The following is a 26,127-nucleotide window of genomic DNA, read 5'->3' on the forward strand; positions in this document are numbered from 1 at the left end:
GTATATTGTTGGTGTAGTGAATACGGGAGAGCAGAAGATGGCTCACGAAGAACACTGTGCCCGGGTGCAGCCGTTCCTGGATCGGGATACAGAAACCTGGAGTTATGTGGTGTACGACAGGGAAGGGGGTTCCGCCGCTATTGTGGACTCTGTGCTGAATTTTGATTCAGCCTCAGGTCGCACCAGTAGCCGAGGTGCTGAGGAGCTGGTGTCATTTATACAAGAGAAAGACCTGACTCTGGAGTGGATACTGGAGACTCATGCCCATGCTGACCACTTATCAGCGGCACCGTTTTTACGCCAGCAATTGGGTGGGCGTATCGGGATCGGTGAACACATTTGCCAGGTGCAGAAAATCTTCCGCGATGTATTTAACCTTGAGCGGGAGTTCCTGGCAGATGGTAGTCAGTTTGATCATCTCTTTAAGGATGGTGAAACTTTCCAGGTCGGTAAGCTGACAGCGAAAGTGATTTACAGTCCCGGCCACACCCCCGCAGATATGGCCTGGCTAATCGGCGATGCGCTTTTTGTTGGCGATACCTTATTTATGCCGGATGTTGGCAGTGCGCGATGTGACTTCCCCGGCGGCGATGCGTCAGAGCTGTATCGCTCAGTGCGTAAGATCTTGTCCCTTCCCGACCAAACTCGCATGTTTATGTGTCACGACTACCCGCCTAAAGGTAAGCGGGGCTATCAGTGTGAGACCAGCGTGGGAGAGCAACGCAGGGAGAATATTCATTTGCGCGATGGGGTTGCCGAGGACGATTTTGTCGCGGTGCGCCGCAAGCGTGATGCCACTTTATCTGTGCCGCGGCTGATAGTACCGTCTGTGCAGGTGAATATTCGTGCTGGGCAAATGCCCCCGGCAGAATCGAATGGCACCGTTTATTTGAAAGTGCCGCTTAATCAGCTTTAGACGAAATTACTGATCGATATATTTATTCAGTTGAATGCATAGAACTGAGGTGACAATGAATATTAAACAATTAGATGAACAGGTGAGCGTTTCTGAGCATATAGCCTGTGAAAGCATGGTGCCATTGGCTCAGAGTGGGGTACAAGTTGTAGTATGCAATTGCCCGGAAGGTGAGAGTGAAGCACACCCCTCCTATGTGGAAATGGAGCAGGCCGCATTGGCGGTGGGCATTAAATTTGTGGCTATTCCTTTTACTCGCGGACGTATGATGCGAAATCACTGCGAGGCATTTCGTGATGTTTTGCAGGAAGGAGACAAAGTGCACGCGTTTTGCCGGACGGGTAATCGTTCCAGCCAGGTATGGGCCGGCGCTAAGGTCCTGATGGGGGCAGATAAAAAGCAGCTCAACTCCCAGGCCCAGGCCGCAGGATTCGATATTGGTGCAGTGCTGATATCGATTGAACCCTAGCTCTAAAATGCAGCACTTTCGGTGCTGCAATTCAAACCCTTCTTTTAAGGTGATAGAACTCAGGCCGTAAGGCCAGAGCGGAAAACAGATCATGGCGATGCAGCATCTCACCAGATGGTTTCCCATTCTGGCTACTATTCACTCCTATAATCGGCAGCTGCTAACCCAGGACCTACTGGCGGCCTCAATTGTTACCGTGCTCCTTATTCCCCAGTCCCTTGCTTACGCTTTGCTTGCCGGATTGCCACCTGAGGTGGGCCTCTATGCGAGTATTGTTCCGCTGCTAGTCTATGGCTTGTTAGGCAGCAGTCGAACACTATCCGTAGGACCTGTAGCGGTAATCTCCTTAATGAGCGCCGCTACTCTTGGAAAGGTAACAGCGAGCGGTGAGGTAGACTACCTCACTGCAGCAGCGGTATTGGCGCTCTTGTCCGGGGGAATTCTCATCGTATTAGGTATATTAAAGTTAGGTTTTCTCGCTAACTTTTTATCACACCCGGTAATCTCCGGCTTTATAACTGCTTCTGCGTTATTAATTGCACTTAATCAGGTTACCCAATTGCTGGGGCTATCGGTCCATGGAGATACAATATTAGAGCTGTTGCCTGGCTTGTTTGAAAACTTGGGTGGCTATAATCAGTTGACCTTGTTAGTCGGTTTGGGGGTGGTGCTATTTCTATACCTATCTAGAGCTTGTGCGGCAAAACTATTGCAAAGATTAGGAATTACAGCTGATACCGCTAAACTTCTGTCTAAGTCATCCCCCGCAGTAGCGGTGCTGATAACCGTGTACTTCTCATATACTTTTAACCTTGAAGCATGGGGAGTAGCCCTTGTTGGCAGTGTTCCTTCGGGGCTGCCTCAATTTACCTTGCCAAAGCTGTCGCTTTCCCTATTTGAGTCACTTGCGTTACCTGCGCTAATGATTGCTATCATCGGCTATGTAGAATCGATATCCGTGGCAAAGACTTTAGCCGCAAAACGTAGACAAAGAATTGATTCCAACCAAGAACTGGTGGCTTTAGGGTTTGCGAATGTTGGAGCAGGTTTTTCTGGTGGATTTCCGGTAAGTGGTGGCTTCTCACGCTCAGTTGTAAATGCTGACGCGGGAGCACAAACACAGTTTGCCAGCCTATTTACCGCAATGGGCATTGGATTCACGGCTCTTTTTCTAACGTCACCACTATATTTTCTTCCGAAAGCTACTCTCGCTGCCACTATTATTGTTGCAGTACTTTCACTGGTAGATTTTTCTATCTTGCGTAAAACTTGGCAATTTTCCAAGGCGGATTTTCTTGCTGTAGCGGTGACAATCTTCGTTACTCTATTATTTGGCGTTGAGTCGGGCGTGCTCTGTGGAGTAGGGGCATCGCTACTATTATTCATTTGGCGCGCATCAAAGCCTCATATTGCAGAGGTAGGATTAATCGAAGGCACTGAGCATTTCCGCAATATAGATCGACACCCAGTTAAAACTGCTTCTGAGATTCTTACTTTTAGAGTAGATGGCCGTCTGATGTTCTCTAATATAAGTACATTGGAAGAGCGTATTTATACCCGTCTAGCAGGTAATTCCCAGGTCAGGCATGTTATCCTGATGTGTAGTGCCGTTAATGAAATTGATTGGAGTGCCTTGGAAGTACTGGAAAGTATAAACAGTAACTTGCTTAATAGAGGTGTTCGACTTCATCTTTCTGAAGTTAAAGGTCCGGTGATGGACCGTTTGGAGAGAAGTAGCTTTTTACAAAAGCTCTCTGGCGAAGTATTTTTAAGTCAGTACCAGGCATTTGTAAATATACAGGTAGGGCAAGGAGGTAACACATAGATGCCTGGAAACCTTCTAGGTTTCCCCCATGTTGATTTAAGAGTCACCTGTCAAGACTTATCACTTGAATTTTTAATGCTCTCACTTTTTAAATGGTCGATAATTAGATCGATTTGGGCCTGATTGTCTTTGATTAGTTGGTCCGAATAGTCCTTTAACTTTGGGAGCTTCTTATGCTCAAATATGCCGATAAAAGGCTCTCGAATTTCGATATTTAGATAGTCGTATTCTATCCTCCCTTCTTCAGATAAAGACTTTGCAATTTCCAGTGTATGGAGCTGGTGTGTATCCATTGAGCGCTGCATATTTGTTAATGCATCTCGAAACCAGTTTATTTGTCCCCAGTTTTTCAATGTGTCGTAGTTTGTTGTTGAGCTAAGGAGTCGAGGGCTGCCAGCACCTAATACCAGGATGTAGTAATTTTTATCGGGAAATTCGTTGATAACATCTCGAAGAATCATACTGGCCGGGTTGTTCATAGCTATAGCTGCATCTGCAAACACACATTGGGATTCGTTTTCCGATTCTGCAAATTCAGGCTCGCAATGCTGGATACCTTCATCTTCCGAATAATTGAATACGACAGGTGGAAAAGCAGTTTCAGCACTTACCGCGGCTGTCATTAATTGATAAAGCCGATCGGTGGGGAGATAATTAACCGTCTCACCTTTGTTCTTGAAAAGATGTATCTGTCCGTCCTTTAAGTTTAAAGAAGGAATGATTACGTAGTTCTCAAGTTCAGTAAAGTTAAGGTCTTTAGTATAATGTTTTTCCATTACCTCATGTAATCGGCTGCCAAAGTAAGAGGGTGAAAACAGACCGCCTGCGGTTAGGAACTTGTGATACCAAGGGGGAGAGAAAAGGTAATTTACTTCGTTCTCATAGATATCAACCAGATAGTCGAGATGGGATAGCTTTTGCCCGTTTCTGCTGGGAATAGCTTCATCAGGAATATTGAGGCCTGTTGCGATAATGGCTCCAGTGGAAACCCCTGAAAAAACGTCGAACACCTGATCAAGGGGCTTCCCTAATTTGTCTTCAATATACTGCAGTACATGTAGAGGAATTAAGCCTCTGACTCCTCCGCCTGCTACGACGAGGATATTAATCGTGTCTTTTTGCTGGAGATAATCGGTATTGTGAGTAAGATCATACGTGACCGACTCTCGGGGGAATGTGGTTGTTTGCGTAAAAAAATTGTTATAAACGTAGGCGAAAAAAGCATAACCAACAGCAATATACACAAGTGCAATAATAGTCTTTTTGAAAGAGGCGTTGAACTTACTTGCCATGTTGTACCCAAAACCATCTATTCCTTATGGGTTTTGCCTTTTTAAAGACAAACTCCCAAAAGTATATTAACTTTTATTTTATATCTTCAAAGGCTGAATGGTAATAAAACAAAATCTATAAGCAATATAGTAAGGAGTTTACGCGGAGCTTAAGTAGAAAGTGTAATTGTTCTAAGTGGTGGTGACTTGTCTCGAAATCCGACGCTGGTAAGCTCCGCCTTTCTATTGATATATCATTTGCAATGATATCTAGCGGAAGTAATGCAGCTAGATTATGTATCTTGGTTTTTGAAATTAATGTGTTTGGATTGTAACAACTAATTCATGCGGTCTTGCAGCAAATGAAACAGCGTGGTAGTGGAGCTATTGTCCAGATATCAAGTATTTTGGGGGAATTCGTATTACCTTTTCTTGGCTCATATAATACTACCAAGCACGCAATAGAGGGAATCGGAGAAAACTACCGCGTGGAGCTGGCTCAATTTGGCATTCAGTCTCTGATTGTTCAGCCTGGTAAACATTCATTTAGAACAACTGTTGATGGTACAGGATTAAATTCCATGATTAGGAAAATTAACAAGGCCACAGAAGAGACGATGCAAGAAATTTATTCAGCTTATGGGGTGAACAATATGTTCCAGATTAAGTAGCTTTGCTAATATAAATAATTGCTTGGCACTTCAAAGAGCAAGTTGATTTTTAGCGGGTTTGTGAGGTGCTTGTTTGTATAAGAGTTAATTTTTTAATGGCTGCTTTCAGGGTTTCCATTTTAGGGTTGTTTGCTTAAAGTATTTGCTTGCATGGAATGCTATTCCGAAATAAGGCCATTTAATATACGCATATATTCATTAACAAATAAATCAATACTATGTCTGCTAATCAATGGTTCACAATACCCAAAAACAAAGACCGAATTACGGTAAGTGGTAAAGGTAGCAGCCATTAATGGGTTAATACCGTTAGTTAGAGTGATCATCGGCATCTGAATTTCAAAATACTCCATTTCATCGGCTAAAAGAGGTATGCTGCCTGCATTGGATACAATAATCCCTGCTGGAAAGGACTTCTGTTGGGCTGTTATCTCTGAAGCCATATGAGTTATATCGCTCATCGTATAGTCTGAACTGAGATTTTTTGTCATAGGCCTCTGCTTGAGCAGTACCGAAAAGATTTGCTTTTGTAGCATTTTGGCAACATCAATAACATTCGCAGACTCTATATTTGGGGGGAGCTTCAAGCTAGCGGTTTCGGAAAAGGCTCCAATATGCCCTATGGGAATGTTTGGGGAGCATAGCCCTCTGGCATCCATCGATAAAATTACTTCTGTTAATTTTTTGTCAATAGGTACTGCTCGTGCAGCAATAGATGCAATGGCACAGTAAATAGCAGTAATTTTTATGCCGTTACTCTTGCCCCAATTAGCGAGTTTTTTAGTTCTTTCTGGCGACATAAGATATGAAATTGCACAGGACTTGCGCTCATTGGGAGCGGCTTGCTTTTCTACCGGCCAGATGAAATCGTCAGTGTTCTTATGTTCAACTCCCTTTTCTCCAAAATATCCAGCTGACTCTAGCTGGCTCGCAATGCTCTCTTGTAGTGGAAGTGACTTGGCTTGTTCAAGTGTTTCGTTAGATCGCAGGAATTTGTCTAAGTCTGAAAATATAGTCATTACTGATCTGCCATCAAATGCCGCATGTATATTGATGACGGAAATCCACTCTACGAGACCTTCTTTATTGAGGTATAGCTTTATGCTGTATACATATTTTTCACTGTCCAGGCAGTTTATGCCGTGAACTTTAAACTCATCCTCTAAATTGAGAGTGTCACTAACTTGGCTTATATTTAATGGGATATCATTAAAGTCAACGTCGCAAATCCAGCGAAGTTTTTCCCCTCTTTGGATACGAGCGCGTAGAAGAGGGTGGCGTTTGTGTAGATACTCTAATCCTGTGCGTAAAGTGTCAACACTTAACGATTTGCAGACTCTAATGAAAGAAACAAATTGTAAGCCACCATAGGACAGCCTTGTCATCTCTATAAACAAGGCCTCTTGGGGACCAAGTTCTCGAGATGGAGTTTCTAAACTCATATAAGACACCGACCAAAATATCGACGATCTTGATTATTTGGGGTCAGCGCAGCATGAATGCCGTATTCGGGAATGTATCCTGACTTGCTGTCAAGGATAGTATTACTCCGCAATTGACTACTTCAGTGCACCAAGCTGCTTTAGGAATCCATATTTGTCCCAAGTGACCCAAGTCTCGACTATTTTGCCGTCCTGAATCTTGGAGAATTCCACGGTATCCCAGGTGATTGTTTTTTTGGTTGGAGTTTCCCCCATAAACGAGCCGACATGATTAGCGCTGACTGTAACATGGGTTGCGACTAAATCTCCTTCAGCTACTTGCTTGGTACTGACCGCCTTGATGTCTTTGAAAGCTTTGTGAAACTTAGCCACCTCTTCTTCAAATTGTTTGAGGTTACGCTTTTGTGGGCTTGCGCTATCCGTTGTCGAAGAATCCAGGTTGTTTATATAGTTAGGAGATAAAATTGTCTTAGGATCTATCTTATTTCCGCTTAGCCACAACCCTACAGCTTGCATTGCGAGTTTTTTATTCTCTTCTAAATTATTTGGCTGTGCCGCCACCAAATTGGTGATACTGAATAAAAGGGCTGTTAAAACCAAACAGGAAGCTCGTTTGAACATTTGATAGATTCCTTTCTACATAAATTAGGGTGTGTTTCAGGACGTCTTGTAAACGACATTGAAAATGAGTAAAGAATTGTGTCATCTCCTATTATGGACACATATTCAATAAGGTGAATCGATATTCAGGTAGTTTGGCAAGCTGTCCATCTTTAGACTTTGCTGGATTAAAATTCCGCCGCTAAAGTTGATGTTTCAGGTTAGCGGCTTAGTATTTATGCGAGGCGAGTAATAGGGGTGCTGCTGCCAGCATTATGCCTGGCAGCAGGTTGCACGGCTGAACTACAAACTTAGCATTTCCCGTAAGCGAGTAGCGGGGCGTCTTGCAGCCTCTATTTCTTTTCCATCGGTCATTGTTATTAGTAGTCCGCTGTTGACCCATGGTTGAATATCCTGAATAAAATTCAGGTTTATGATTTGCTGGCGATTGGCGCGAAAGAAAACCTCAGGATTTAAACGCTGTTCAATTTTGGATAATGATTTATAAATAAACGGCTTGTTGTTATCAAAGAATACTTGGGCATGATTTCCGCAGTTTTCAAAATAACGGATATTCCCTATTTCTATTAGCCAGCAACGCTCTCCGTCCTTGATAAAGATCTTGTTATTGGTGTCTAGGTAATTCGATGAGTGATTATCATCCTGTAAAGGAGAATCACTTAGTGTTTTGTTAAGGGCTCGCTTTAATTTTTCCGGGTTGATCGGCTTGAGGAGATAGTCTAATGCGTTGACTTCGAATGCTTGTATGGCGTATTCGTCATAAGCCGTTGTGAAAATAACCTGGGGTGCAGTTTCAAGCTGTTCTAGTATATCGAAGCCTGTCCCATCTGGTAGATTAATGTCTAAAAAAATTAAGTCTGGTTGTTCTTTTAGAATCAGAGAAACTGCCTGCTCACAATCTTTTGCCTCTGCAACTAAATTTATATTTTTGTGAGGCTTTAACAGCTCTCTTAATTCATTGCGAGCGAGTCTGGAATCTTCAATAATAATGGCTTTCACTTATTATACCGCCAACTGTAGAGATGAAGTAGGAATATGGCATTGGGCAATAACTTGCTGCCCTTGTTGCTTTATCTGGAAGGATGTGTTGTTACCATATTGAAGAGTCAATCGTTTTTGTATATTTGCTAGCCCCAATCCGGTATTTTCATTTTTCTTTTTGCTGGGCTTTGTTTCTATAGGTGCGTTTAGTTCTAAGGTCCCTGGGTTAGCTACCGTGATGACTAGGTGTTCCTCTTCATGGGATACTCTGATGGTTACTTCACCGCCATGCTTGGACTTTTCAATTCCGTGGCGTATCGCATTTTCTGTAAGCAGTTGGATAATAAGAGGAGGGATTCGTTCTCCCATCAACTCTGGATCAGTTATCAAGTTGAAAGTCAAACGATCTTCATATTGTATTTTGAGGAGGTCGATATATTGACAAACAATTTCCAGCTCATCTCTGAGTGGCACGGTTTTCTGTTTATGTGCCATCAATGTATATCTCAGTAGATCAGAGAGGTTTGTCAGCATCGTTCTTGATTTAGTAGCATCCTCAAGAATTAAGGCCCGAATATTGTTTAGTCCATTGAATAGGAAGTGTGGGTTAAGCTGCCCCATAAGTGCTGCCATTTTAACCTCATTGAGCTGTAGGTTAAGTTGAATGGCTTCCTGTTCAGCTTTGAGTAAACGGTCTTGATTAACTGCTGTAACATAAATTAGGGTCCAGCTTACTAATAAAATAGTCATGACAAGCCAGTTGCCAAGTACGTTGTGCCAAATTGAGTCGGGAGTGGTGTATCCCATTAAATTATAATATGAGAATAGAAAAATAACTGAAATATAGGCACATAGAAATGCAAGTAATATTGAAGATAGAAAGAAGTAGGGCCACTGTTGCCTCCAGTTTTTATCTAAGAGGTCAAAGCGATAAATCATTTCTCGGATGATTAGCGTTAAAGCTCCGCAGGTTAATATCAGGGTGAGTGCATGTATGGCGAGCTGCTCGAAATTTTCATCGGTAAGTAAGCCGCGAGAAATGGAGTTCACTAGGGCGAATATTAGCCAGCCGCCAAAATGATACGCTAAGAACTTTGTCGTAGGTGCGGGGGACTTCAGTAACTTCATAAATTAATACATGTTAATAAAATGGCCCCTTGTTCTGGGGCCACAGAGTTTAGTTGAAAATAAAATCAGAATCTCTCGTTCAGCCAGATTGACATCGTCTCAAGGGCAATAGGGGAAAAGGTTTTCTCTATTTCCGCATACTCGGCATAGCTACCAGTCTCGGCTGTTTGAAAGAGATGATTCATTTTATCGAGTTCAATAATTTCATAATCTTTATGATTGGATTTACTTAACACCTTTTCTATATTGCCTAAGTTCATTTCCGCATCAACTTGAAAATCCAGTGAGCCGTTAAGAGCTAAAATAGGACATTTTGTACCCTCTAAATAGGGTTCAGGGTTGAAGTTAAGTGCATAACGAAACCAAGGGGTTGAATACTGTTTCTTAAGTACCTCAACTTGAGCTTCCAGTTTGCCTCCTTCCAAGCCTTCGAATTCAACACTCTTATAAAGAGCTTGATGTAACTCATCACTGATAGTTCCCCCTGTGGGAAGACGAGCAAATTGTTTAAAAACAATTTCATCAAGCTTGCGTAACTCTTGCAGGTTTTTCTCAGTCATACCGCTGTGTTTTCTATCCCTGTACCACTGGTCGAGAAAAAGCTCTTGCATTTTAACTCCCGGGCCGCCGAGAAGAATTGTAAACGCAATATCATCACGATTGCTGGCTACCATGGGGGCAATCATCCCCCCCTCGCTGTGCCCAATTAAGCCCGTTTTACCTTTGGGGAGATCGTTACGACTGTTCAGATAATCCACAATTGCACTGGTATCATTGGCAAAATCCTCGGTAGTTGCCGTGGAGAAACTCCCGGTAGAGTCACCAATTCCTCGTTCATCATAGCGCAATACGGCGTACCCTTGCCGGGTTAAATAGTCGGCAATTACCGCAAATGCTTTATGGCCGAATGCGGTTTCATCCCGGTCTTGCGGCCCCGAACCACTAATCAGGATCGCAGTAGCTTTTATCCTTGAGTTTGGTTTGGTCAATGTTCCAGAGATTATATTATTTGTGATTGTACTTTTAAAACTTACCTCCTCAATAGTATAGGGATAGGGGCCTGTTGGTATTTGTGGACGGTTATCCGGTTTAGTAGTACTTATCTTTCTGAAGTTAAGAGTTTGTGACTTCCCTTGAGTAAATGATCCGAACATAAGCTCAACTACCGGGTTGTACGCCCCCTCGTAGCTGATTTGTAAGTCTTCAATTTCGAAGGATATGTTGTTGCCGCTAATGTCCAAGGATGACATCTCTATGCCATAGGCATTTTGTGAAGGGCTATCCAGTACGCCCGTCCATTTATCGTTATCCTGATCAAAATGGAGGACAATTGGAAGTACCTTGTCGTTATCTGTTTGGATAGTGGCCTTCCATTCTCCATCAATGCCACCAGCACTTGCTGTAGTAGAAAACAGGCTGGCGGCTAAGAAAAGCGTCTTTAACTTTGCGTTTGTCTTTGAAAATCTAGTTTGAATATATCCCATAACTATTCTCTCTGTGTTCTCCTGCTGAATGCTTGTCATCTTAGAGGAATCTTTTTCTTCTGGATTAAAATTAGGATAAGTGGCGAATAGGGCTGCTGAACGGCGAGGAAGTCTTGACTACCCTTTGTCTAGTTAGGCGTGGGGCAAAGGTATATTACGTCATCAGATAGAGGCGACTTATCCTGATAGTTGGGACGGAGAGACTAACTAACTGTGCGGATTGTACCTATGACGAGCACGGAATCGCATATATACGTTGGTAAAAAATTTGGGCCATTACTGGGGATGTGGATGTAAGGGAAGAGTTGTTTCGGAAATAACTCTTTGGAAGATGATCTTTCGGTGCCAATGAGTCCATGTGTGCTGCCCATTTATGGGCAGCACTGCGAGATGAAGCGTTTACTGTAGAATCACACCTACGTTTGCGTTTCCAGTTTGATTGGCAATAGCGGATTGCGCATCGCCAATTTGTGTTGTCGTTTGGGCGTTACCCACACCATTCTGGTAAGTTTGAGCGGAAGAACCAATACCCGTTGCCGTAATATTGGCAAAGTTAGAAGTCCCGAGCTGCTCGGTCAGTGCGTAGTGATCAGAGCCCGTCTGGCTATGAATGGCCACATTGTTGTCGCCAATTTGCCAGAGGTTGCTCTCGTGATCATCGTTGGTTTGAATCACATTAAGGGTATTGGTAGTACCGTCCTGATATGAGTAGGAGTAGTTGGAGTCTCCATTGACTTGATTGTGGGTCGCCAGGTTGGAGTCGCCGAGTTGATCTACATGGACTTCACTGTTTGATGTCAGTGACTGGGTTACAACTGCGGTTTGGTTTACCCCAGCCTGATTCACCACAATAACATCATCAGTGCTATTGGTTTGAGTTAAGGTTGCACTGTGACCATCTCCATCTTGAGTAATGGACATGGTGCTACCGTCAATAAATGACTGGATGGTGAGAACGTATTGATTGTTGTCTCCCTGATTGATCTCGATATAGGCGCCTACAGAGTTATCCTGATAGGACTCGGCGGTATTCATATCGCCAGTTTGATTATGAATAATTGTGCCGCCATCACTGTTAGCAGATTGCTCCGCATAGCTGGTGTTGTTATCACCGATCTGAGTTTGATTGATGGTATTGTTTGTGGCGGTTGGATCACTTTGATCAGCTGTTGCAGTGTTCCCAAGACCTTCTTGGTAAACCGTTGCAGTATTGGTGTCGGCGATAGCGCCCTGGCTAATGATTGCCAGGGCAATACTGGCGGCTAGAGGTGCAATATTCTTCATCATAAACTCCTTTAGTGATGAGACTGTACGACCAATGTCGTTTTCCATTGCATTTCAAGGTTGAGGTCGTATCAATCACCGCTCACTAGCCTGATCGTCGGAACTTGGCCGACAATCTGGCACGTACTCCTTGTGAATGGGGTTGATACAAGTATGAGTTTGATAGATGGCCTAGATAGGCGCTATGAGAGGTAAGTGCTGATTTAGTGGGACATTAGTTTAATGGGAGGTTTTACTTATTTTTTTTAAAAACTGATAAATAAATAGTGATGCTGTTGATAAAGGCGTAGCATTCCAATTCAATGTAAATCCTAAAGTTGCGTTGGTAATTATGTAAGAAGACGATATGGAGCTTTATTATCGTCTTCAAACTAAACCTTAGATTGAGTAATCTTTTCGCTTAATTCAGGCATGAAGGGTCGCTGGTAACAAAAGTATTACCTAACCAAGTATTGGCGGTGCAGCTTGGATCATCGGGGGAGTAAAGGTCAAAAATCCCATTGTTTAGTGATGAGTTAGATAAAATGTTATTGCCACTAGCATTTGCATCCTCAATAGATATTCCATAATCCGTATTATCGCTAACGCTATTTATAGTGACTGTATTGCTATCTGCATTATCAATTGCGATGCCGGTTAGACTGTTTGTTACTACATTTTGAGATATAAGGTTTGAATCTGATTCAAATGTTAATATGCCTTCACCTGCACTCTGATCGATAATGTTTGATGTAACTATGTTGGAGCTGCCAGGAGGTTCAATAGATATACCAACACCAGAGCCATTAGTGTCAGAGGTGTTGGTGATTATATTGCCAGAAACACTATTTGAAGACCCCTCTATTTGCACGCCAACGTTATCCATACCATCAACAGTATTTCCGAAAACCTGGTTGAAATCATTGTTTTCAATTCGTATACCAAAGTTAGAGTCAGGGACGTTCGACTGTATCTGAACACCGGAGATAAAGTTGTGATCGCTTCTAACAAATAATGCAGTAGAGGTAGGGTTAACAATATCAACATCTACAACCTGGTGGGAGCCGTCTCCTGTTAATGTAATGCTATTATTACAGTTTTCGACAGTCCCTGAGGATATTCTCGCAAAAAACCCACCAAGAACTATACCATTATTTGCTGTGAGAGGGCATGTAACGGTAAAGCCATTCATATTAAGGCTGCCTGATGGACCCACAATGCTGAATGCAAAATTTGTAGTGCAATTTAAATCTTCAGTTAGCGTCTCCGCTGTAGTGATACTGCCTCCACAGGTAACGGCATAGCTATTAATAGAGGTTGATATTGCGGCGGTTGTTAAAAGGATGTAACAAAGGGCTATTGTTAGTTTTTTCATAGGGTTTTTACCATGTCAGTAATTATTGCGGATACCTTAGATAGGCAGTTTTTTAGTCTGGGTGAATTTCGTGAGGATATATCAGTGTTCCCCCTGCAATATTTAGTTGTTTTAATGATTTTTAATAATACTTAATTTAAATGATAGAGGAGGGCTTAAGGGCTATTTCTAATATGAATCTATTACTACGCCTTTAAGTGGGCTGTTTGTCTGTTCTAGGGCGCTATTTATTGTTGGGGTTTCTTAGGTGTAGACAGACAGGATGGCTGAAGGTTTTATCTCTTGACATGCAAAGCGGTTCACACTTCGCGTTGCGACTTCTTGGAAGGTCTAGACATCCCTACGCAACAACGCCTTGATTGTGAACCGCTCTGTATGCCAGAGGCATCACGGAGCTATTCAGAGGCTCCCTGGTTATTTATGCTATTTGTTAGCCAGCGATATACTACTCAGCTATTGCTTGTAAATTAGGGAGTGTGAATGTAATCGAGTGAATATTTAGTCCAGACAGTTGGGATCGTTGGTTGTAGAGATGTTGCCAATCCAGTTGTTCGAAGATGTGCAGTTCGGATCATCAGGGGAGTAAAGGTCGAATATACCATTGTCATTGGCTGTATTAGATAAAATGTTATTGAATTCTGCGCTAGTTCCCTCGATCACTATGCCATAGTCAATGTTATTGTCAGCTTCATTGCTGCTTACGGTATTGCTGTCACTGTTGTTGATTCTGATTCCAGTGGTGCTGTTCGATATACTATTTTGAGAAATGAGATTTGAATCTGAACTTACAGATATTCCCACATCTCCATCGCCATTGAGAGTGTTGAATATTCTCGCTTTACTGTCACTGATTATAGTGTTAAGTAGGATTAAGTTGCTCCCTCCATCGGAATCAAGAGCTATGCCAAAATCACCAGGGTTAAGAATTTCATTTCCGGTGACTGTATTGCTTCGCCCCTCTATATATATTCCTGAAAATCCCGGGAACTCTAGAAAATTTCCAGTGATCTGATTGAGGCTTGCGGGATTAGCTGTTTCTATGCCTATTGCATATTGCGTACCATTAAAAGGTATCACGATGCCGGTAACAAAATTACTGTTACTTTCAATACGTACGCCCACACCTACAAGATTGTTAATCTCAATATCACTGACAAAATGAACACCATCTTCCGTAAGTGCTATTGAGTCATTGCAATTGTCTATTACACCATCAAACAGGCTTGCAGCTAGCCCTGTTAGATAGATGCCCTCATGTAATGGTTCTATACAGGTAACAGTAAACCCATTTAAGTTCAGCCCGCCACCGGGGCCGTCGATTGTGAGGGCTGGATTGGTTTCGCAAGAGAGATCTTCTGTGAGGGATTCCTGGGTAGTAATCGTGTCGCCACAGCTCACAGCAAAACTGTTTGAGGCTAAAGGTAATCCAAGGGCAGATAATAGACTGAGAAATAGCGCTAAATTTGGCTTCTTCATGGGGGCTCCCAGGTCGATAAACTAAATTTTTATAGTGGGCACATGTTCGGGGGTGGGAATGAATGAGTTATTCCGGTTGATATTCTATCGAATTTATCGGCTTGGTTTTCTGTTTGTTAATAATATATATAAATCAAAGGAAGAGGTTTAGTTTCTGTTGTAAATATGGAGCTAAAGTGGCATGTGAAACCACACCTTCCATTGCTGTTTCTGTATGCGAAGTTGGGCGTCTTATATAGGTGTTGGCCAGAATTTTGGAAGCGGATCGGTTTGATGCGAGTACAATTTTCTTTATTTCTAGGGAGATTTGTCCCTTTGGTACTTAACAAACTTGGTAATAAGTGTAGGTGCTTTGTTGGCGAGCCCGATTGACGCAAGAAAGGTTATAGAAAGTGCAATGAGAAGAATGGAATCTAAAAAGGTATCGTTGGGGAATCCATCTTGAAGAATCAGATAAAAAAGAAATAAAGGTATTGACCAGACAAAGCCGTGAACCATTAGCGAAAAAGCGTAAAATTTAAAGCCTATAGTTTTGCTTTTCCGTGTGAGAAAGCTGATTAGATCAAAAATAACGGTTAGCTCGACAAAATAGATAGCAGGAAATATTGCAAGATAATAATCTTGGTATATGAATATCATCCCAAGGATAATGTAGTAGATATGATGTATTTGATTAAATCGACTTATCTGTAAGAAGATTATCTCAAACGCATACATTGATACGCCATACAGCAATGCAAGTCGAAAAAATCTGGTTGCGCCAATTTTGCCGATACTTTCGTATTCTTGATATAGTGCGATAGCGCCAAATATGACTAAAATAGTGTACAAAATTAGCTGGCATACTTTATCGATGTTGTCCTTTGAGCTGCTCTTAATAACTATGTGAAGAGATTTATGAATGAGAAAAAAAGTAATGATGAATGCGGAAAAACCAAAGATGACGGTGAAGCTGTTAATCATCGCCTAATTCTTCAAGACTCTTTTAGAAAGGTGTAACAGCTATTTAAGTTGGGCATCTACATGATCTATATGGAAGTTAATCTGCCAGCTTTACCTATCTTACTTAGATGGCTTTCTTTAATGAGTGGGATTAGTCGCCAGCGAATAGAGGGTATACCTTTGAAAAGTAGGTGAAAATCAAAGTATAGGGCAATTCAGGTGTTGGAGGGCCTATCCCTGAAGTTAATGGGGAGGGTTAGAGTCAGTGTTTAAACACTAAGTTACTTTTGGAAGTATCCTAAATCTTAAATTGGGGCCAGTGAAAGTTTATTGTGCACTTAATTGTTTAAGCACAGGTCGGCAAAGTGCCGACCTGTGCTTGCTTAAGGGCTAGTCAATCGAAGATCGAATCAAGTAGTCAAATGCGCCCAGCGAAGCAGTTGCACCTGCACCCATAGAGATCACTATCTGTTTGTAGGGGACAGTGGTCGCATCGCCGGCGGCGTAGACGCCGGGGACTGAAGTTGCGCCGCGCTCGTCGATCACAATTTCGCCCATGCGATTCATCTCCACATCGGTTTCTTTAAGGAATTCCGTATTGGGGACCAGGCCAATCTGTACGAAAACACCAGCCAGTTCGACCTGCTTATTTTCACCACTCTCTCGATCGGTATAGGCCAGGCCGTTCACTTTGTTACCATCGCCGAGGACTTCAGTGGTTTGGGCATTGACGATAATATCGATGTTGTCCATTAACTGAGCCTTGCGTACCAGTACCTCGTCTGCACGTAGTTTGTCGGCGAACTCCAGTACGGTGACGTGCTCGACGATTCCGGCGAGGTCGATCGCTGCTTCGATGCCCGAGTTGCCGCCACCGATAATGGCTACGCGCTTACCTTTAAAGAAGGGGCCGTCGCAATGGGGGCAGTAGGCTACACCCTTGGTGCGGTACTCGGCTTCGCCGGGAACCCCCAGTTCCCTCCAGCGGGCACCGGTAGCCAATACTACTGAGCGGCTGGATAGGGTCGCACCGCTTTGTAGTTTGATATCTACCATTTCGTTGCGTCGCAAGTTGGCTGCGCGTTGATCGGTAATGATATCGACACCATACTCTTTTACGTGTTGCTCAAGGCTGGCTGCGAGCTTGGGGCCCTCGGTATAAGGTACAGAGATAAAGTTCTCGATGCCTACGGTATCCATTACCTGGCCGCCGAAGCGTTCTGCCACTATGCCAGTGCGAATGCCTTTGCGAGCGGCATAAATAGCAGCCGCTGCGCCAGCTGGGCCACCCCCTACCACTAAAAGATCGTAGGGTGCTTTTTCATTCAGTTCTTCAGCTTTACGCTCGGCTGCGCCGGTATCCAGTTTTCCAACAATCTCTTCGAGGGACATCCTGCCTTGGCCGAAGTGTTCACCATTGAGGTAAACCGCAGGTACAGCCATAACATTGCGCTTTTCAACTTCCTCTTGGAACAGGCCACCGTCGATCATTTCGTGGGTGATGTTTGGGTTGAGGGTTGCCATCAGGTTCAGCGCTTGGACGACATCCGGGCAGTTTTGGCAAGAGAGGGAGATATAGGTTTCAAAGTGGAATTCACCCTTCAGGTTTCGTACCTGCTCCAGTAGCTCCGGGTCTGCTTTTGAGGGATGGCCCCCCGCTTGCAACAGTGCCAGTACGAGTGAGGTAAATTCATGTCCCAGGGGAATGCCAGCAAAGCTAACCCGGGGTTCCTCTCCGGCAGGGGCGATGGCCATACTCGGCGTGCGCTTGGCTTGACTCTGCTGTGCAGTAATTTTGTTGGAGAGTCCGGAGATTTCATCTACCAAGGCTTCCAGCTCTTTGGATTTTTCACTGTTATCTGTGGACACACGAATCTCGATCGGCTTGACGATATTCTGCAGGTAAGTGTCCAGTTGTTTTTTCAGGTTTGCGTCCAACATCGGTGTGTCCTTTCTCTAACAATTTAAGGCTTAGTTGTGGCCCACCTTTTGATGGGCCGGGTCAGAGGTATTTGGGTTAAATCTTTCCTACCAGATCTAGGGAGGGGGCTAAGGTCTCTTCGCCTTCTTTCCACTTGGCCGGGCAGACTTCACCGGGGTGAGCGGCGATGTACTGGGCAGCTTTGATCTTGCGCAACAGCTCGCTGGCATCGCGGCCGATTCCGCCGGCAGTGATCTCGACAATTTGGATGCGGCCTTCTGGGTCGATTACAAAGGTGCCGCGATCGGCGATGCCTTCTTCCTCGATCATCACACCGAAGTTGCGGGTGATGGTGCCAGTGGGGTCGCCGATCATCGGGTATTGGATTTTGCCGATGGTGTCGGAGGAGTCGTGCCAGGCTTTGTGGGTGAAGTGGGTATCGGTAGATACGGAGTAGATCTCAACGCCTAACTTCTTGAACTCTTCATAGTTGTCCGCCAGGTCGCCTAGCTCAGTGGGGCAGACAAAGGTGAAGTCTGCGGGGTAGAAGAAGAATACGGCCCACTTGCCTTTAACGTCGGCGTCGCTGATATCGAAGAAGTCGCCGTTTTGATAAGCCTTGGCGTTAAAGGGTTTCAGCTGGGATTCGATGTAACGTGACATGGATAGCTCCTTATTCATCACTGTCTTGTCGGTCGTTGTTTGGAAGTGGGATCTATACTATCGGTCGACAGCCTTTGATAAAAATTATTAATGTAAATGCGTGTGATAGCTTTTGGCAATCGTTGTTGGCTATTTGATTGATTGGGTGATTAGTCGCTATTTAATGGCTTTGCAAAGCGATAGCCTTCAGGTGAAGCCTTATCGGCGCGTCCTGATGTCTATTGAGCCGCAAAGACGACATATCGAAGTGTTGATCGCGGTCTATACCCTCAGGCATCAAAAAAGAGTTGAGTCGTAAATCAGCGCACATTAGCAATAAGTTAGAAGTGCAAGCCCAGTTCTGACGATCTGGGAAGTGCCAGCGGATGTGAGGTTAAATGTTGCCGCTATGAACCAGAATGTGGTGCATGTCACGGTGGTAGGTGTCGGTCTGCCTGGGGAGTCAATCGGATGGCTGCATTTGTCTCAGCTAATGAATATGCGAAATGTAGTGGTAGATGCGATTGTTGAAGAGTATTGGCTTTCCAGTGATGTCGAGTCATCTGAAAAAGGGATGGTTTTCCGAAATGAGATGGCAAGGCTAAAAGCTCAGTATGGCGATTTCAAAACTTTTTCCTCGGTGGAGCAAATACCTGATGCGCATCCCTCCTTAAAAAATTTGGTTGTTATCTCTGTGAGGACTCCACTCGCGAAGGGGATTTTTGAATGGGTAGTTAATAAAGGATATAGGAATATATACCTTGAAAAACCTGGTGCAGACTCGCTGGAAAAGCTACGTGAAATGGAAAGGATCGCCGACAGAAATGAAGTAAATGTTGTTGTTGGCTATCAAAAGCATATTGCAAATTACGTGGATAGAGCCGAGAGGCTTAACGAGCAATGGAAGTTGAAGTCCAGGAGTGTCGGATTCATTCATCACAACCCGCATCCGGAATCCAACCTGGAAAGCATTTTTAGGCAAAATTCCGAAGGTATGCTGCTAAACCAATGCTGCCATGAGCTTGAACTCTGTATAGCAAAGTGGAACCTTGCTCCTCACAATATTATTGATGTAGTGGTGAATCGAGATGAAACAGTACAAAAGCGCTTCGCTGATATTGAAGACTTCAAGAAACTATCTTTTACGCTAAAAACTAACTTGGGAGTAAGCTTCTCTTTTCTGGCTACCCGTTGTGAGGGCGTCGAAAGCTGCATAGTGATGCGAAAAGGACTTAGAGGTAGGCCTATTTTTATTCGCCAGGCTATGGAAGATGTGCTTGATCGGGCACTTGAACTTACTAGAAAAGAAAAGGGAGGGGTGTGGTATTGTTACTTGTTTGAGCGAGATTATTATAATCTGAAGCGGCTGTTTATTGAATCCATTCTAGATAGCGATGATGAGAAATACCTGAGCCTACCGCGACTGCTTCATGCATGTGGTGTTCTCGAATTAGCCGCAGCGATAGAGCCCGGTATTAAGGCTCAATTAAGAGAAGATGAAAGCCATCATTCTATCGTACAAATTTCAGACACTATTTGTCAGGCTCCAACGAACCAAAGAATTTGGTACCACCATGGGCTCTTTAATCCTGGTAATAAATTCCTTATAGAACTTCTAAGACCGCCGCAGAACAGAATTATTTGTTGTGTTGATGACAAGGTATGGGAACTCTATGGAAAGGGTATTATAGAGTGGCAAGAGTCCATGGGGATTGAGTTCATCCCGATAGTTATGAAGGGTGGCGAACCGTCAAAAAATATTAATAGTCTTATCAGTATGATTGATGAGATATGGAAGGTAAATCCTCTTCGCTACAGGGAGCCAATCTTAGCTATGGGCGGAGGGGCGGTAACCGATACGATTGGGTTTGTCAGTGCGGTGTGGCGACGCAATACCCCTTGGGTACGTATTCCAACGACTCTAATGGGAATGATTGACTCCTCTATCGGCATTAAAGTCAGTGTGAACCACAATATTAAGAATGGGATTGGTGCTTTTCATTGTCCCTTGCATACCATTATTGATCCCTCTTTCTTGAAAACTAATCCACAGCGGGTATTAAAAAGTGCGATTGGTGAAATGATTAAGGTTGGAGTGGTATTCAATAAGGATGTGCTCGATACCTTGTCAGCTCAGGGTGCCACTCTGTTGGAAAATAGTTTCTTAGAACCTGATGGCCTGCCGGGAGATGCATCCTATAAACTGCTGATAAATTGTATTGATGCCATGCTGGATAGTATTGCGGGAGACTTAAAAGAAGAGAACTTATCCAGACCAATGGACTTTGGACATACGTTATCCCGCTGGTTGGAGCGTGATGAGGCTTTTAGGTTGATGCATGGTGAAGCTGTGGGCATTGATTGCCTGTTTACTTCGCTGGTAGCTGAAAAAATGGGATTGATATCTAACGCAGACGTTGAGTTACTGTTTGGAATTTACGTGCAGCTGGGACTTGCAGCTAGTGTCAAAGGGCTGAGCCTGGATGTATACAAGACGGCAATAAAACAGATCTCGATTCATCGCTCCGGTACTTTGCGAGCGCCTCTCCCAGCCCCTCTAGGAAACTGTATTTGGGTCAATAAGATAGAGGCGAACCACCTGGAGAGCGCTTGGTATGACCTGCAAGAAAGGCTTACTCGTTATCCAGAGCTCATATTGGATCCTGATGAAATAGCAGAGGAGGAGTATTTACCTAAGCAATTAGACTTGACCAGTCATCAAAGCGCTAAAAAACTACCATTGAGAAGGCTGCGCTGGGGATTTATAGGCTGTGGAAGAATAGCAAATGATTTTGCATTAGTCCTCGATTACCTGGATTCCTCAGAAGTGTTTGCTGTAGCTTCCAGGGATTTTAATAGAGCGAGAGAGTTTGCGAATAGTCATGGAGCAAGTAGGGCTTATGGCAGTTACCTGGAACTTGTTTCTGATCCTGATATTGACATTGTCTATATTGCAACTATCCCCGAGTTACACCGACAACATGCTGAATTAGCATTAATGGCAGGTAAGCCTGTTCTTATTGAAAAACCTCTGGCGTTAACAGTTGAGGATGCTGTAAGGATTAAAGAGCTTGCCAATAAAAAACAGCTGTTTTGCATGGAAGGGATGTGGATGAGGTTCTTCCCTGCTATTAAATACTGTAGAGATATTATTAGTCTTGGAAATATAGGTAAGGTAAGCCAGCTTCGTGCAGATTTGAGCTTTGATCTGCGCAAGGATGAAGGGTTGCAGTCTCCAAAATGGAAGGTGGGAGCTGGTATGGATGCCGGTGTGTATCCTGTCCACACGGCGCTGATGGTATTGGGTAGGGGGATATCAGACCTGGAGTTCTCTGGGGTGCTGGATAACTACGGTTTCCAGGAGGATGGTGCCGGACTCATTTATGCGCACTTCGATAGTGGATCAACAGCTGTAGTTTCCTGGAGTCATCTGGTTGAGGGTGCGGAAGAGTTGGAAATCTATGGCACAGAAGGGCGGATAAAAGTGTTTGCCCCGGCACATTGTCCAACTAGGGTGTCAGTGACGCAGATCACCGGGGATCGCAGAACAGATAATGAGACTAAGTTGTACGAATTCCCGTTACCGAGAATAAGAGGTAGGTTTAATTATCCAAATTCTGAGGGTCTTTATTATGAGGCTCAGGCCGTTCAATTATGTATTGAAAAAAACTTCATAGAATCACCGGATCTTCCTCTTGCCGATTCTATACAAGCAATCCGAATGATTGAAGAGTGTGATCAATATATCAAAAGAAGGGCTGCGTGAAACGCAACATCTATTGGTTTGGATTGCTGTCATGCTATGGGGCTCTATTCTTACTGGGCTTTGTAGAGGTCTATAAAGCTCCAATTTACCCCAAAATTTTAGATTTTTTTTCTGTTTCCCCAACAAAGGGCTCCACCTTTTTCTTCCTGTCCACTTTTTCTGCCTTACTTATGACTTTGTCAGGGACTCTCTGGGTGAAAAAAATCAGAGTGATCTCTGGGTTAGCATTATTCGTAGTTTTTATGGGGGTAGGGTCGGTCCTTTCAGGTATTTCTGGATATCTGTACTCGTTTACCCTGCTTATTCTGGGTAGCTTCCTCTTTGGTTTGGGTGCCGGAGGGAGCATGGTTTTGATTAATGTGGCAATACCCCTTTTTGTGCCTGAAAACTTAACTCGTCAAGGTTATTGTGGATTACATAGTACCTATGGGGTGGCCTCCATATTGTCTCCTTTGTTACCCGGGTTGTTATATAAATTTCACTTTGGATGGGAGGGCGGTTTCTATTTGTTTGGGGGGATAGCAGCAAGCATATTATTTTTTATCTTGTCTGGATTAATAAGAAGAAAAGGAAAACTGAGGAAAAATGGGAGTTCTTTTAACCCTGGCGCCTATAAAGAGACAAGTCAACAAGATAAAGAACCGAAAGAGTGGTGGATCGCAATTGGTGGTGGGTTTATTGTTTCTGCCTACAACGGCGCTGAACATATATTGGCGAGTAGGATGGTGCTGTTTCTTGAAGCTAGGGGAGGGCATTGGGCCGTTGAGGCGGATATTTTGCTTTCAATCTTTTTCGGATTGCTTTGTTTAGGGAGAGTGGCCTTCACTTTTATCCTGCTGAAGGGAAGTGCTTTTTTCTGGTTGATAGTCTCCTTTTTATCGACAGCAGCCGTATTTTCTCTGGGCTACTGGGTGAGCCCACTATGGTTCCCAGTATGCGGATTGACACTATCCTACTTGTTTCCTTATGCCATGGAATGGTTGACAGATTGTAGTAAGAATCCCCCTTTTACAGTTTCATTCTCCTTAGGTATGGGGGGAATTTTCTTGATTCTGGCGCATGCTTTGGTGGGGTGGTTAGATGAAAGTTACGGAATACAAACCGCAATCTTTGTAGTTCCCGTGTTCCTCTTGGGAGGAGTTGTATGTTGCTTGCTTTTGTCACTTATTGCGAAGCAAAGAAGCCATTAACACCGATTTGCAATATTTGATTAACGACAATGCCCGCCAAAAGGGCGGGCAAGGCCAGTTCCAATCCTGTGAGGGCTTGGGAAGACTTAAATTTTGCCTACCAGATCGAGAGAGGGGGCCAGGGTTTCCTCACCTTCCTTCCATTTCGCTGGGCAAACTTCACCGGGGTGAGCAGCGATGTACTGAGCAGCTTTGATCTTGCGCAGCAGCTCACTGGCATCGCGGCCGATACCGCCAGCAGTAATTTCCACAATTTGAACACGGCCTTTCGGGTCGATTACGAAAGTACCACGGTCGGCAATGCCTTCTTCCTCAATCATTACACCGAAGTTGCGGGTAATGGTACCGGTAGGATCACCGATCATCGGGTACTGGATCTTACCGATGGTGTCAGAGGAATCGTGCCAGGCCTTGTGGGTGAAGTGAGTGTCTGTGGAGACTGAGTAGATCTCTACACCCAGCCTCTTAAACTCCTCATAGTTGTCTGCCAGATCGCCTAATTCAGTGGGGCATACAAAGGTGAAGTCGGCGGGGTAAAAGAAGAATACGGCCCATTTACCTTTGACGTCAGAGTCATTTACATCGTGAAATTCGCCATTTTGGTAGGCTTTGGCGTTAAACGGCTTGAGTTCGGATTCGATATAGCGGGACATGGTTAGCTCCTTATTGGGTGCCTGGCTCTTAACTTTGATGCTGTTTATGCTATTGGCTGGCGATCAATAATAGAAATTAACAATTTAAATATCTGAGATAGTTTTCTGCTATCTAGGCAGCCTGGCGATAATTTAGTCTGCAATCCGTACCAATTTGAGGTCGCTGGTTACATCGGGGATACTCGGGACCAAAGTATTAATACCCATCCATCGGGTATGGGTAATTTTTCACAAGGCGCATCTATGCGATTGATTCGGTTGCTTAAGCATGATCTGGCCCGCGAAGCCGGAGATTGGGTTGAAGACGGTGTGATCAGTGAAGCTCAGGCTGAGCAGATCTGTGCCCGCTATGAAGTGGATTACCACCGGGCGCAAGAAAGAACACTTGGATATCGTATTTTGATTGGGTTGGCCTATCTCTTTATCGGGCTGGCGGTGATTACACTGATTGGAGCCAATTGGGAGGAAATCCCCAGAGCGCTGCGAATGGGGGGACTGATCGCTTTGACCTTGGTGACCCAGGGAGTGGCGTTTAAGGTTTACCTGTCTGGAGATCGGAAAGCCGGAGAGGGCTTGTTCTTGTTGGGCAACCTGTTTTTTGGTGCGGCGATTATTTTGATCGCACAGGTTTACCATTTGGGCGAACATATGCCAGATGGTATTTTCTGGTGGGCACTGGGTAGTTTGCCATTTGCTTTAATTACCCGCAGCCCGTGGATTGCAGAGCAGTCCTTGCTATTGGCTTTGCTTTGGTTCTTCCTGGAGTCGAGTTTAGGCTTTTACCCCGCCCTGTTCCCAATTTTCTTGCTGGGAGCCCTCTATATCCTGTTAAGTGGTCGTGCGAGCGTGATTCTCTTGCTGACCTTTATCTTTGGCTTAGGTTTTTGGCTGGAATTTTCCCTATCAGAATTTTGGCGTTTGCAGGATGGGAAATTTAGTGCGGATATTTATCCAGAAAACCTTGCCGTTGCAGTCTCGCTCTTTATCCTGATGTATTGCTTTGCCCATTGGTTGGCAACTCGCCCGTCGGCGGTAGCCAAGGACTACGCAGCAGTAATCTCTATTTGGTGCCTTCGGTTTACTTTAATTGGCTTACTGATTTTTAGCTTTGAATATCCCTGGGAGGAGATGATAGAAGCCCCCTGGAGTCACTTACCTTCTATGTGGGCGGTAGTGGGGACTATGTCTGCTGTGTCGATAGTGTTGGCGCTGCTGTCTCAGAGGTTGCTATTCGGACTGGGGTTGTGCGGTGTTTTTGCGGCAGTACTTGCGTTCGTAACAAATGCCAGCTCCAGTGACTACGCAGTTTGGTTACAAATTTTTACAAACTTCGCCCTGATTGCCTGTGGAATCTGGTTGATCTTCAGGGGTATTCACGATGGTATCTCACACTACTTCTTCCTCGGAGTTATGGCGGTCCTGTTGACGGCTCTGCTGCGCTATATTGACTTGATTGGCGACTATATAGGAGCTGCTCTCCTGTTTATTCTCTTCGCAGTTTTATTGCTGGCAGCAGCCAAGTATTGGAAATATCACCAGGCGGGGGGAAGTTTGCGATGAAACGTAGAGTTGTGATTGGCCTGGTTGCCGCCATTGGCGTGCAGTTTTTTATATTGTTAGGAATGTATATTAAGGCTCAAATGCCGCTGTGGACGGGCCAGCCTGTCTCAGTGAAAACTGTTCCTGTAGACCCGCGCTCATTGTTTCGGGGTAACTATGCCCAATTAAATTACGCCTTTTCCACCTTAGATAAAGCCTTGTTTAAAGGGCAGGGACGACTGCGTCAGGGAGAGGTGGTTTATGTGGGCTTAGAGAAAGGGGCATCCGGATTGTATGAACGCGCCTCTGTCAGCCTTGAACAACCACAAGGCGGAGTCTTTATTCGAGGGCGGGTAGCAGGCCAGAATTTTTGGAATTCATCAGATAGCTACCGGATTCGCTACGGTATTGAAGCCTACTTTGCTCCGAAGGAAAAAGCCCTGGATCTGGAAAAACAACTGCGGGATGGTGGCGTGGCTGAATTGATGATTTCTGCGGATGGGCGAGCGAGCTTGAAGGTTGTCAGAGGCTCAGGAAATCAATAGGCAAAGG

Annotated in this window: 21 protein-coding genes; 9 read left to right on the forward strand and 12 right to left on the reverse strand. The window is 44.3% G+C overall.

Features of this window, described 5'->3' with window-relative positions; translation table 11 throughout:
* The first annotated feature begins 37 nt into the window (after window positions 1-37).
* From ACJJIQ_RS04525 to ACJJIQ_RS04535, 3 genes are all read left to right on the forward strand, one after another.
* The gene (locus ACJJIQ_RS04525) at window positions 38-916 is read left to right on the forward strand and encodes an MBL fold metallo-hydrolase (RefSeq protein WP_282932132.1); all 879 of its coding nucleotides are present in this window, start codon (window positions 38-40) and stop codon (window positions 914-916) included.
* 55 nt (window positions 917-971) lie between these two features.
* Complete coding sequence (locus ACJJIQ_RS04530) at window positions 972-1,385, forward strand: protein tyrosine phosphatase family protein (protein WP_445363826.1); 414 nt, start codon at window positions 972-974, stop codon at window positions 1,383-1,385.
* Window positions 1,386-1,482: 97 nt separating this feature from the next.
* Entirely contained in the window at window positions 1,483-3,210 is a 1,728-nt protein-coding gene (locus ACJJIQ_RS04535; protein WP_445364789.1) for a SulP family inorganic anion transporter, read from the forward strand.
* 50 nt (window positions 3,211-3,260) lie between these two features.
* Here ACJJIQ_RS04535 and ACJJIQ_RS04540 read toward each other — a convergent pair whose 3' ends face one another.
* Window positions 3,261-4,502 (reverse strand): patatin-like phospholipase family protein, encoded by a 1,242-nt coding sequence (locus ACJJIQ_RS04540; protein WP_444907801.1) that lies wholly within the window; start codon window positions 4,500-4,502, stop codon window positions 3,261-3,263.
* 320 nt (window positions 4,503-4,822) lie between these two features.
* Between ACJJIQ_RS04540 and ACJJIQ_RS04545 the strand changes: the two genes are divergently transcribed.
* On the forward strand, window positions 4,823-5,152 hold the full coding sequence (locus tag ACJJIQ_RS04545) for an SDR family NAD(P)-dependent oxidoreductase (protein WP_444913395.1): 330 nt from the start codon (window positions 4,823-4,825) through the stop codon (window positions 5,150-5,152).
* Between the two features lie 158 nt (window positions 5,153-5,310).
* On the opposite strand, the gene ACJJIQ_RS04550 is transcribed toward ACJJIQ_RS04545, so the two are convergent.
* The 10 genes from ACJJIQ_RS04550 to ahpC (ACJJIQ_RS04595) form a co-directional block, all read right to left on the reverse strand.
* Window positions 5,311-6,594: a condensation domain-containing protein gene (locus tag ACJJIQ_RS04550; protein ID WP_444911137.1), complete on the reverse strand. Its 1,284-nt coding sequence runs from the start codon at window positions 6,592-6,594 to the stop codon at window positions 5,311-5,313.
* 117 nt (window positions 6,595-6,711) lie between these two features.
* The gene (locus ACJJIQ_RS04555; protein WP_445363827.1) at window positions 6,712-7,215 is read right to left on the reverse strand and encodes an ester cyclase; all 504 of its coding nucleotides are present in this window, start codon (window positions 7,213-7,215) and stop codon (window positions 6,712-6,714) included.
* Window positions 7,216-7,497: 282 nt separating this feature from the next.
* A complete protein-coding gene (locus tag ACJJIQ_RS04560) occupies window positions 7,498-8,214 on the reverse strand; it encodes a LytR/AlgR family response regulator transcription factor (RefSeq protein WP_444911135.1) in 717 nt (238 codons plus the stop codon).
* A 3-nt stretch (window positions 8,215-8,217) separates the two neighbouring features.
* The gene (locus tag ACJJIQ_RS04565; RefSeq protein ID WP_445363828.1) at window positions 8,218-9,324 is read right to left on the reverse strand and encodes a sensor histidine kinase; all 1,107 of its coding nucleotides are present in this window, start codon (window positions 9,322-9,324) and stop codon (window positions 8,218-8,220) included.
* Window positions 9,325-9,389: 65 nt separating this feature from the next.
* Window positions 9,390-10,808 carry an alpha/beta hydrolase family protein gene (locus ACJJIQ_RS04570; protein WP_445363829.1) on the reverse strand — a complete coding sequence of 473 codons (1,419 nt, stop codon included), beginning with the start codon at window positions 10,806-10,808 and terminating at the stop codon, window positions 9,390-9,392.
* A gap of 399 nt (window positions 10,809-11,207) precedes the next feature.
* The gene (locus ACJJIQ_RS04575; RefSeq protein WP_445363830.1) at window positions 11,208-12,140 is read right to left on the reverse strand and encodes a hypothetical protein; all 933 of its coding nucleotides are present in this window, start codon (window positions 12,138-12,140) and stop codon (window positions 11,208-11,210) included.
* Between the two features lie 352 nt (window positions 12,141-12,492).
* A complete protein-coding gene (locus ACJJIQ_RS04580; RefSeq protein WP_444916741.1) occupies window positions 12,493-13,446 on the reverse strand; it encodes a NosD domain-containing protein in 954 nt (317 codons plus the stop codon).
* Between the two features lie 498 nt (window positions 13,447-13,944).
* Complete coding sequence (locus ACJJIQ_RS04585; RefSeq protein WP_445363831.1) at window positions 13,945-14,922, reverse strand: right-handed parallel beta-helix repeat-containing protein; 978 nt, start codon at window positions 14,920-14,922, stop codon at window positions 13,945-13,947.
* A gap of 1,332 nt (window positions 14,923-16,254) precedes the next feature.
* Window positions 16,255-17,805, reverse strand: coding sequence for an alkyl hydroperoxide reductase subunit F (gene ahpF / locus ACJJIQ_RS04590; RefSeq protein WP_445363832.1), 1,551 nt, complete (start codon window positions 17,803-17,805; stop codon window positions 16,255-16,257).
* Window positions 17,806-17,881: 76 nt separating this feature from the next.
* Window positions 17,882-18,448: an alkyl hydroperoxide reductase subunit C gene (ahpC, locus tag ACJJIQ_RS04595; protein ID WP_444884410.1), complete on the reverse strand. Its 567-nt coding sequence runs from the start codon at window positions 18,446-18,448 to the stop codon at window positions 17,882-17,884.
* Window positions 18,449-18,560: 112 nt separating this feature from the next.
* Here ahpC (ACJJIQ_RS04595) and ACJJIQ_RS04600 point away from each other — a divergent pair, with 112 nt between their 5' ends.
* From ACJJIQ_RS04600 to ACJJIQ_RS04610, 3 genes are all read left to right on the forward strand, one after another.
* Window positions 18,561-18,746 (forward strand): hypothetical protein, encoded by a 186-nt coding sequence (locus ACJJIQ_RS04600; RefSeq protein ID WP_445363833.1) that lies wholly within the window; start codon window positions 18,561-18,563, stop codon window positions 18,744-18,746.
* A gap of 90 nt (window positions 18,747-18,836) precedes the next feature.
* Window positions 18,837-22,193, forward strand: a complete 3,357-nt coding sequence (locus tag ACJJIQ_RS04605) for a Gfo/Idh/MocA family oxidoreductase (protein ID WP_445363834.1) — start codon at window positions 18,837-18,839, stop codon at window positions 22,191-22,193.
* Window positions 22,190-23,383, forward strand: coding sequence for an MFS transporter (locus tag ACJJIQ_RS04610; protein ID WP_445363835.1), 1,194 nt, complete (start codon window positions 22,190-22,192; stop codon window positions 23,381-23,383). Before ACJJIQ_RS04605 ends, ACJJIQ_RS04610 begins: the two co-directional genes overlap by 4 nt.
* Before the next feature lie 86 nt (window positions 23,384-23,469).
* On the opposite strand, the gene ahpC (ACJJIQ_RS04615) is transcribed toward ACJJIQ_RS04610, so the two are convergent.
* Window positions 23,470-24,036 carry an alkyl hydroperoxide reductase subunit C gene (ahpC, locus tag ACJJIQ_RS04615; RefSeq protein WP_445363836.1) on the reverse strand — a complete coding sequence of 189 codons (567 nt, stop codon included), beginning with the start codon at window positions 24,034-24,036 and terminating at the stop codon, window positions 23,470-23,472.
* Between the two features lie 243 nt (window positions 24,037-24,279).
* Between ahpC (ACJJIQ_RS04615) and ACJJIQ_RS04620 the strand changes: the two genes are divergently transcribed.
* Both ACJJIQ_RS04620 and ACJJIQ_RS04625 read left to right on the forward strand, forming a co-directional pair.
* Window positions 24,280-25,596: a DUF2157 domain-containing protein gene (locus tag ACJJIQ_RS04620; protein ID WP_445363837.1), complete on the forward strand. Its 1,317-nt coding sequence runs from the start codon at window positions 24,280-24,282 to the stop codon at window positions 25,594-25,596.
* A complete protein-coding gene (locus ACJJIQ_RS04625; protein ID WP_444907808.1) occupies window positions 25,593-26,120 on the forward strand; it encodes a GDYXXLXY domain-containing protein in 528 nt (175 codons plus the stop codon). Before ACJJIQ_RS04620 ends, ACJJIQ_RS04625 begins: the two co-directional genes overlap by 4 nt.
* Window positions 26,121-26,127 lie beyond the last annotated feature (7 nt).

The sequence above is a fragment of the Microbulbifer maximicatervae (SeqCode) genome (assembly GCF_052468295.1).

Bases quoted from the DNA above. Each gene is read 5' to 3' on its own strand.
- ACJJIQ_RS04525 (WP_282932132.1), top strand. From the start codon at position 38: ATGGCTCACGAAGAACACTGTGCCCGGGTGCAGCCGTTCCTGGATCGG.
- ACJJIQ_RS04530 (WP_445363826.1), top strand. From the start codon at position 972: ATGAATATTAAACAATTAGATGAACAGGTGAGCGTTTCTGAGCATATA.
- ACJJIQ_RS04535 (WP_445364789.1), top strand. From the start codon at position 1,483: ATGCAGCATCTCACCAGATGGTTTCCCATTCTGGCTACTATTCACTCC.
- ACJJIQ_RS04540 (WP_444907801.1), bottom strand. From the start codon at position 4,502: ATGGCAAGTAAGTTCAACGCCTCTTTCAAAAAGACTATTATTGCACTT.
- ACJJIQ_RS04550 (WP_444911137.1), bottom strand. From the start codon at position 6,594: ATGAGTTTAGAAACTCCATCTCGAGAACTTGGTCCCCAAGAGGCCTTG.
- ACJJIQ_RS04555 (WP_445363827.1), bottom strand. From the start codon at position 7,215: ATGTTCAAACGAGCTTCCTGTTTGGTTTTAACAGCCCTTTTATTCAGT.
- ACJJIQ_RS04565 (WP_445363828.1), bottom strand. From the start codon at position 9,324: ATGAAGTTACTGAAGTCCCCCGCACCTACGACAAAGTTCTTAGCGTAT.
- ACJJIQ_RS04570 (WP_445363829.1), bottom strand. From the start codon at position 10,808: ATGGGATATATTCAAACTAGATTTTCAAAGACAAACGCAAAGTTAAAG.
- ACJJIQ_RS04575 (WP_445363830.1), bottom strand. From the start codon at position 12,140: ATGGAAAACGACATTGGTCGTACAGTCTCATCACTAAAGGAGTTTATG.
- ACJJIQ_RS04580 (WP_444916741.1), bottom strand. From the start codon at position 13,446: ATGAAAAAACTAACAATAGCCCTTTGTTACATCCTTTTAACAACCGCC.
- ACJJIQ_RS04585 (WP_445363831.1), bottom strand. From the start codon at position 14,922: ATGAAGAAGCCAAATTTAGCGCTATTTCTCAGTCTATTATCTGCCCTT.
- ahpF (WP_445363832.1), bottom strand. From the start codon at position 17,805: ATGTTGGACGCAAACCTGAAAAAACAACTGGACACTTACCTGCAGAAT.
- ahpC (WP_444884410.1), bottom strand. From the start codon at position 18,448: ATGTCACGTTACATCGAATCCCAGCTGAAACCCTTTAACGCCAAGGCT.
- ACJJIQ_RS04605 (WP_445363834.1), top strand. From the start codon at position 18,837: ATGAACCAGAATGTGGTGCATGTCACGGTGGTAGGTGTCGGTCTGCCT.
- ahpC (WP_445363836.1), bottom strand. From the start codon at position 24,036: ATGTCCCGCTATATCGAATCCGAACTCAAGCCGTTTAACGCCAAAGCC.
- ACJJIQ_RS04620 (WP_445363837.1), top strand. From the start codon at position 24,280: ATGCGATTGATTCGGTTGCTTAAGCATGATCTGGCCCGCGAAGCCGGA.
- ACJJIQ_RS04625 (WP_444907808.1), top strand. From the start codon at position 25,593: ATGAAACGTAGAGTTGTGATTGGCCTGGTTGCCGCCATTGGCGTGCAG.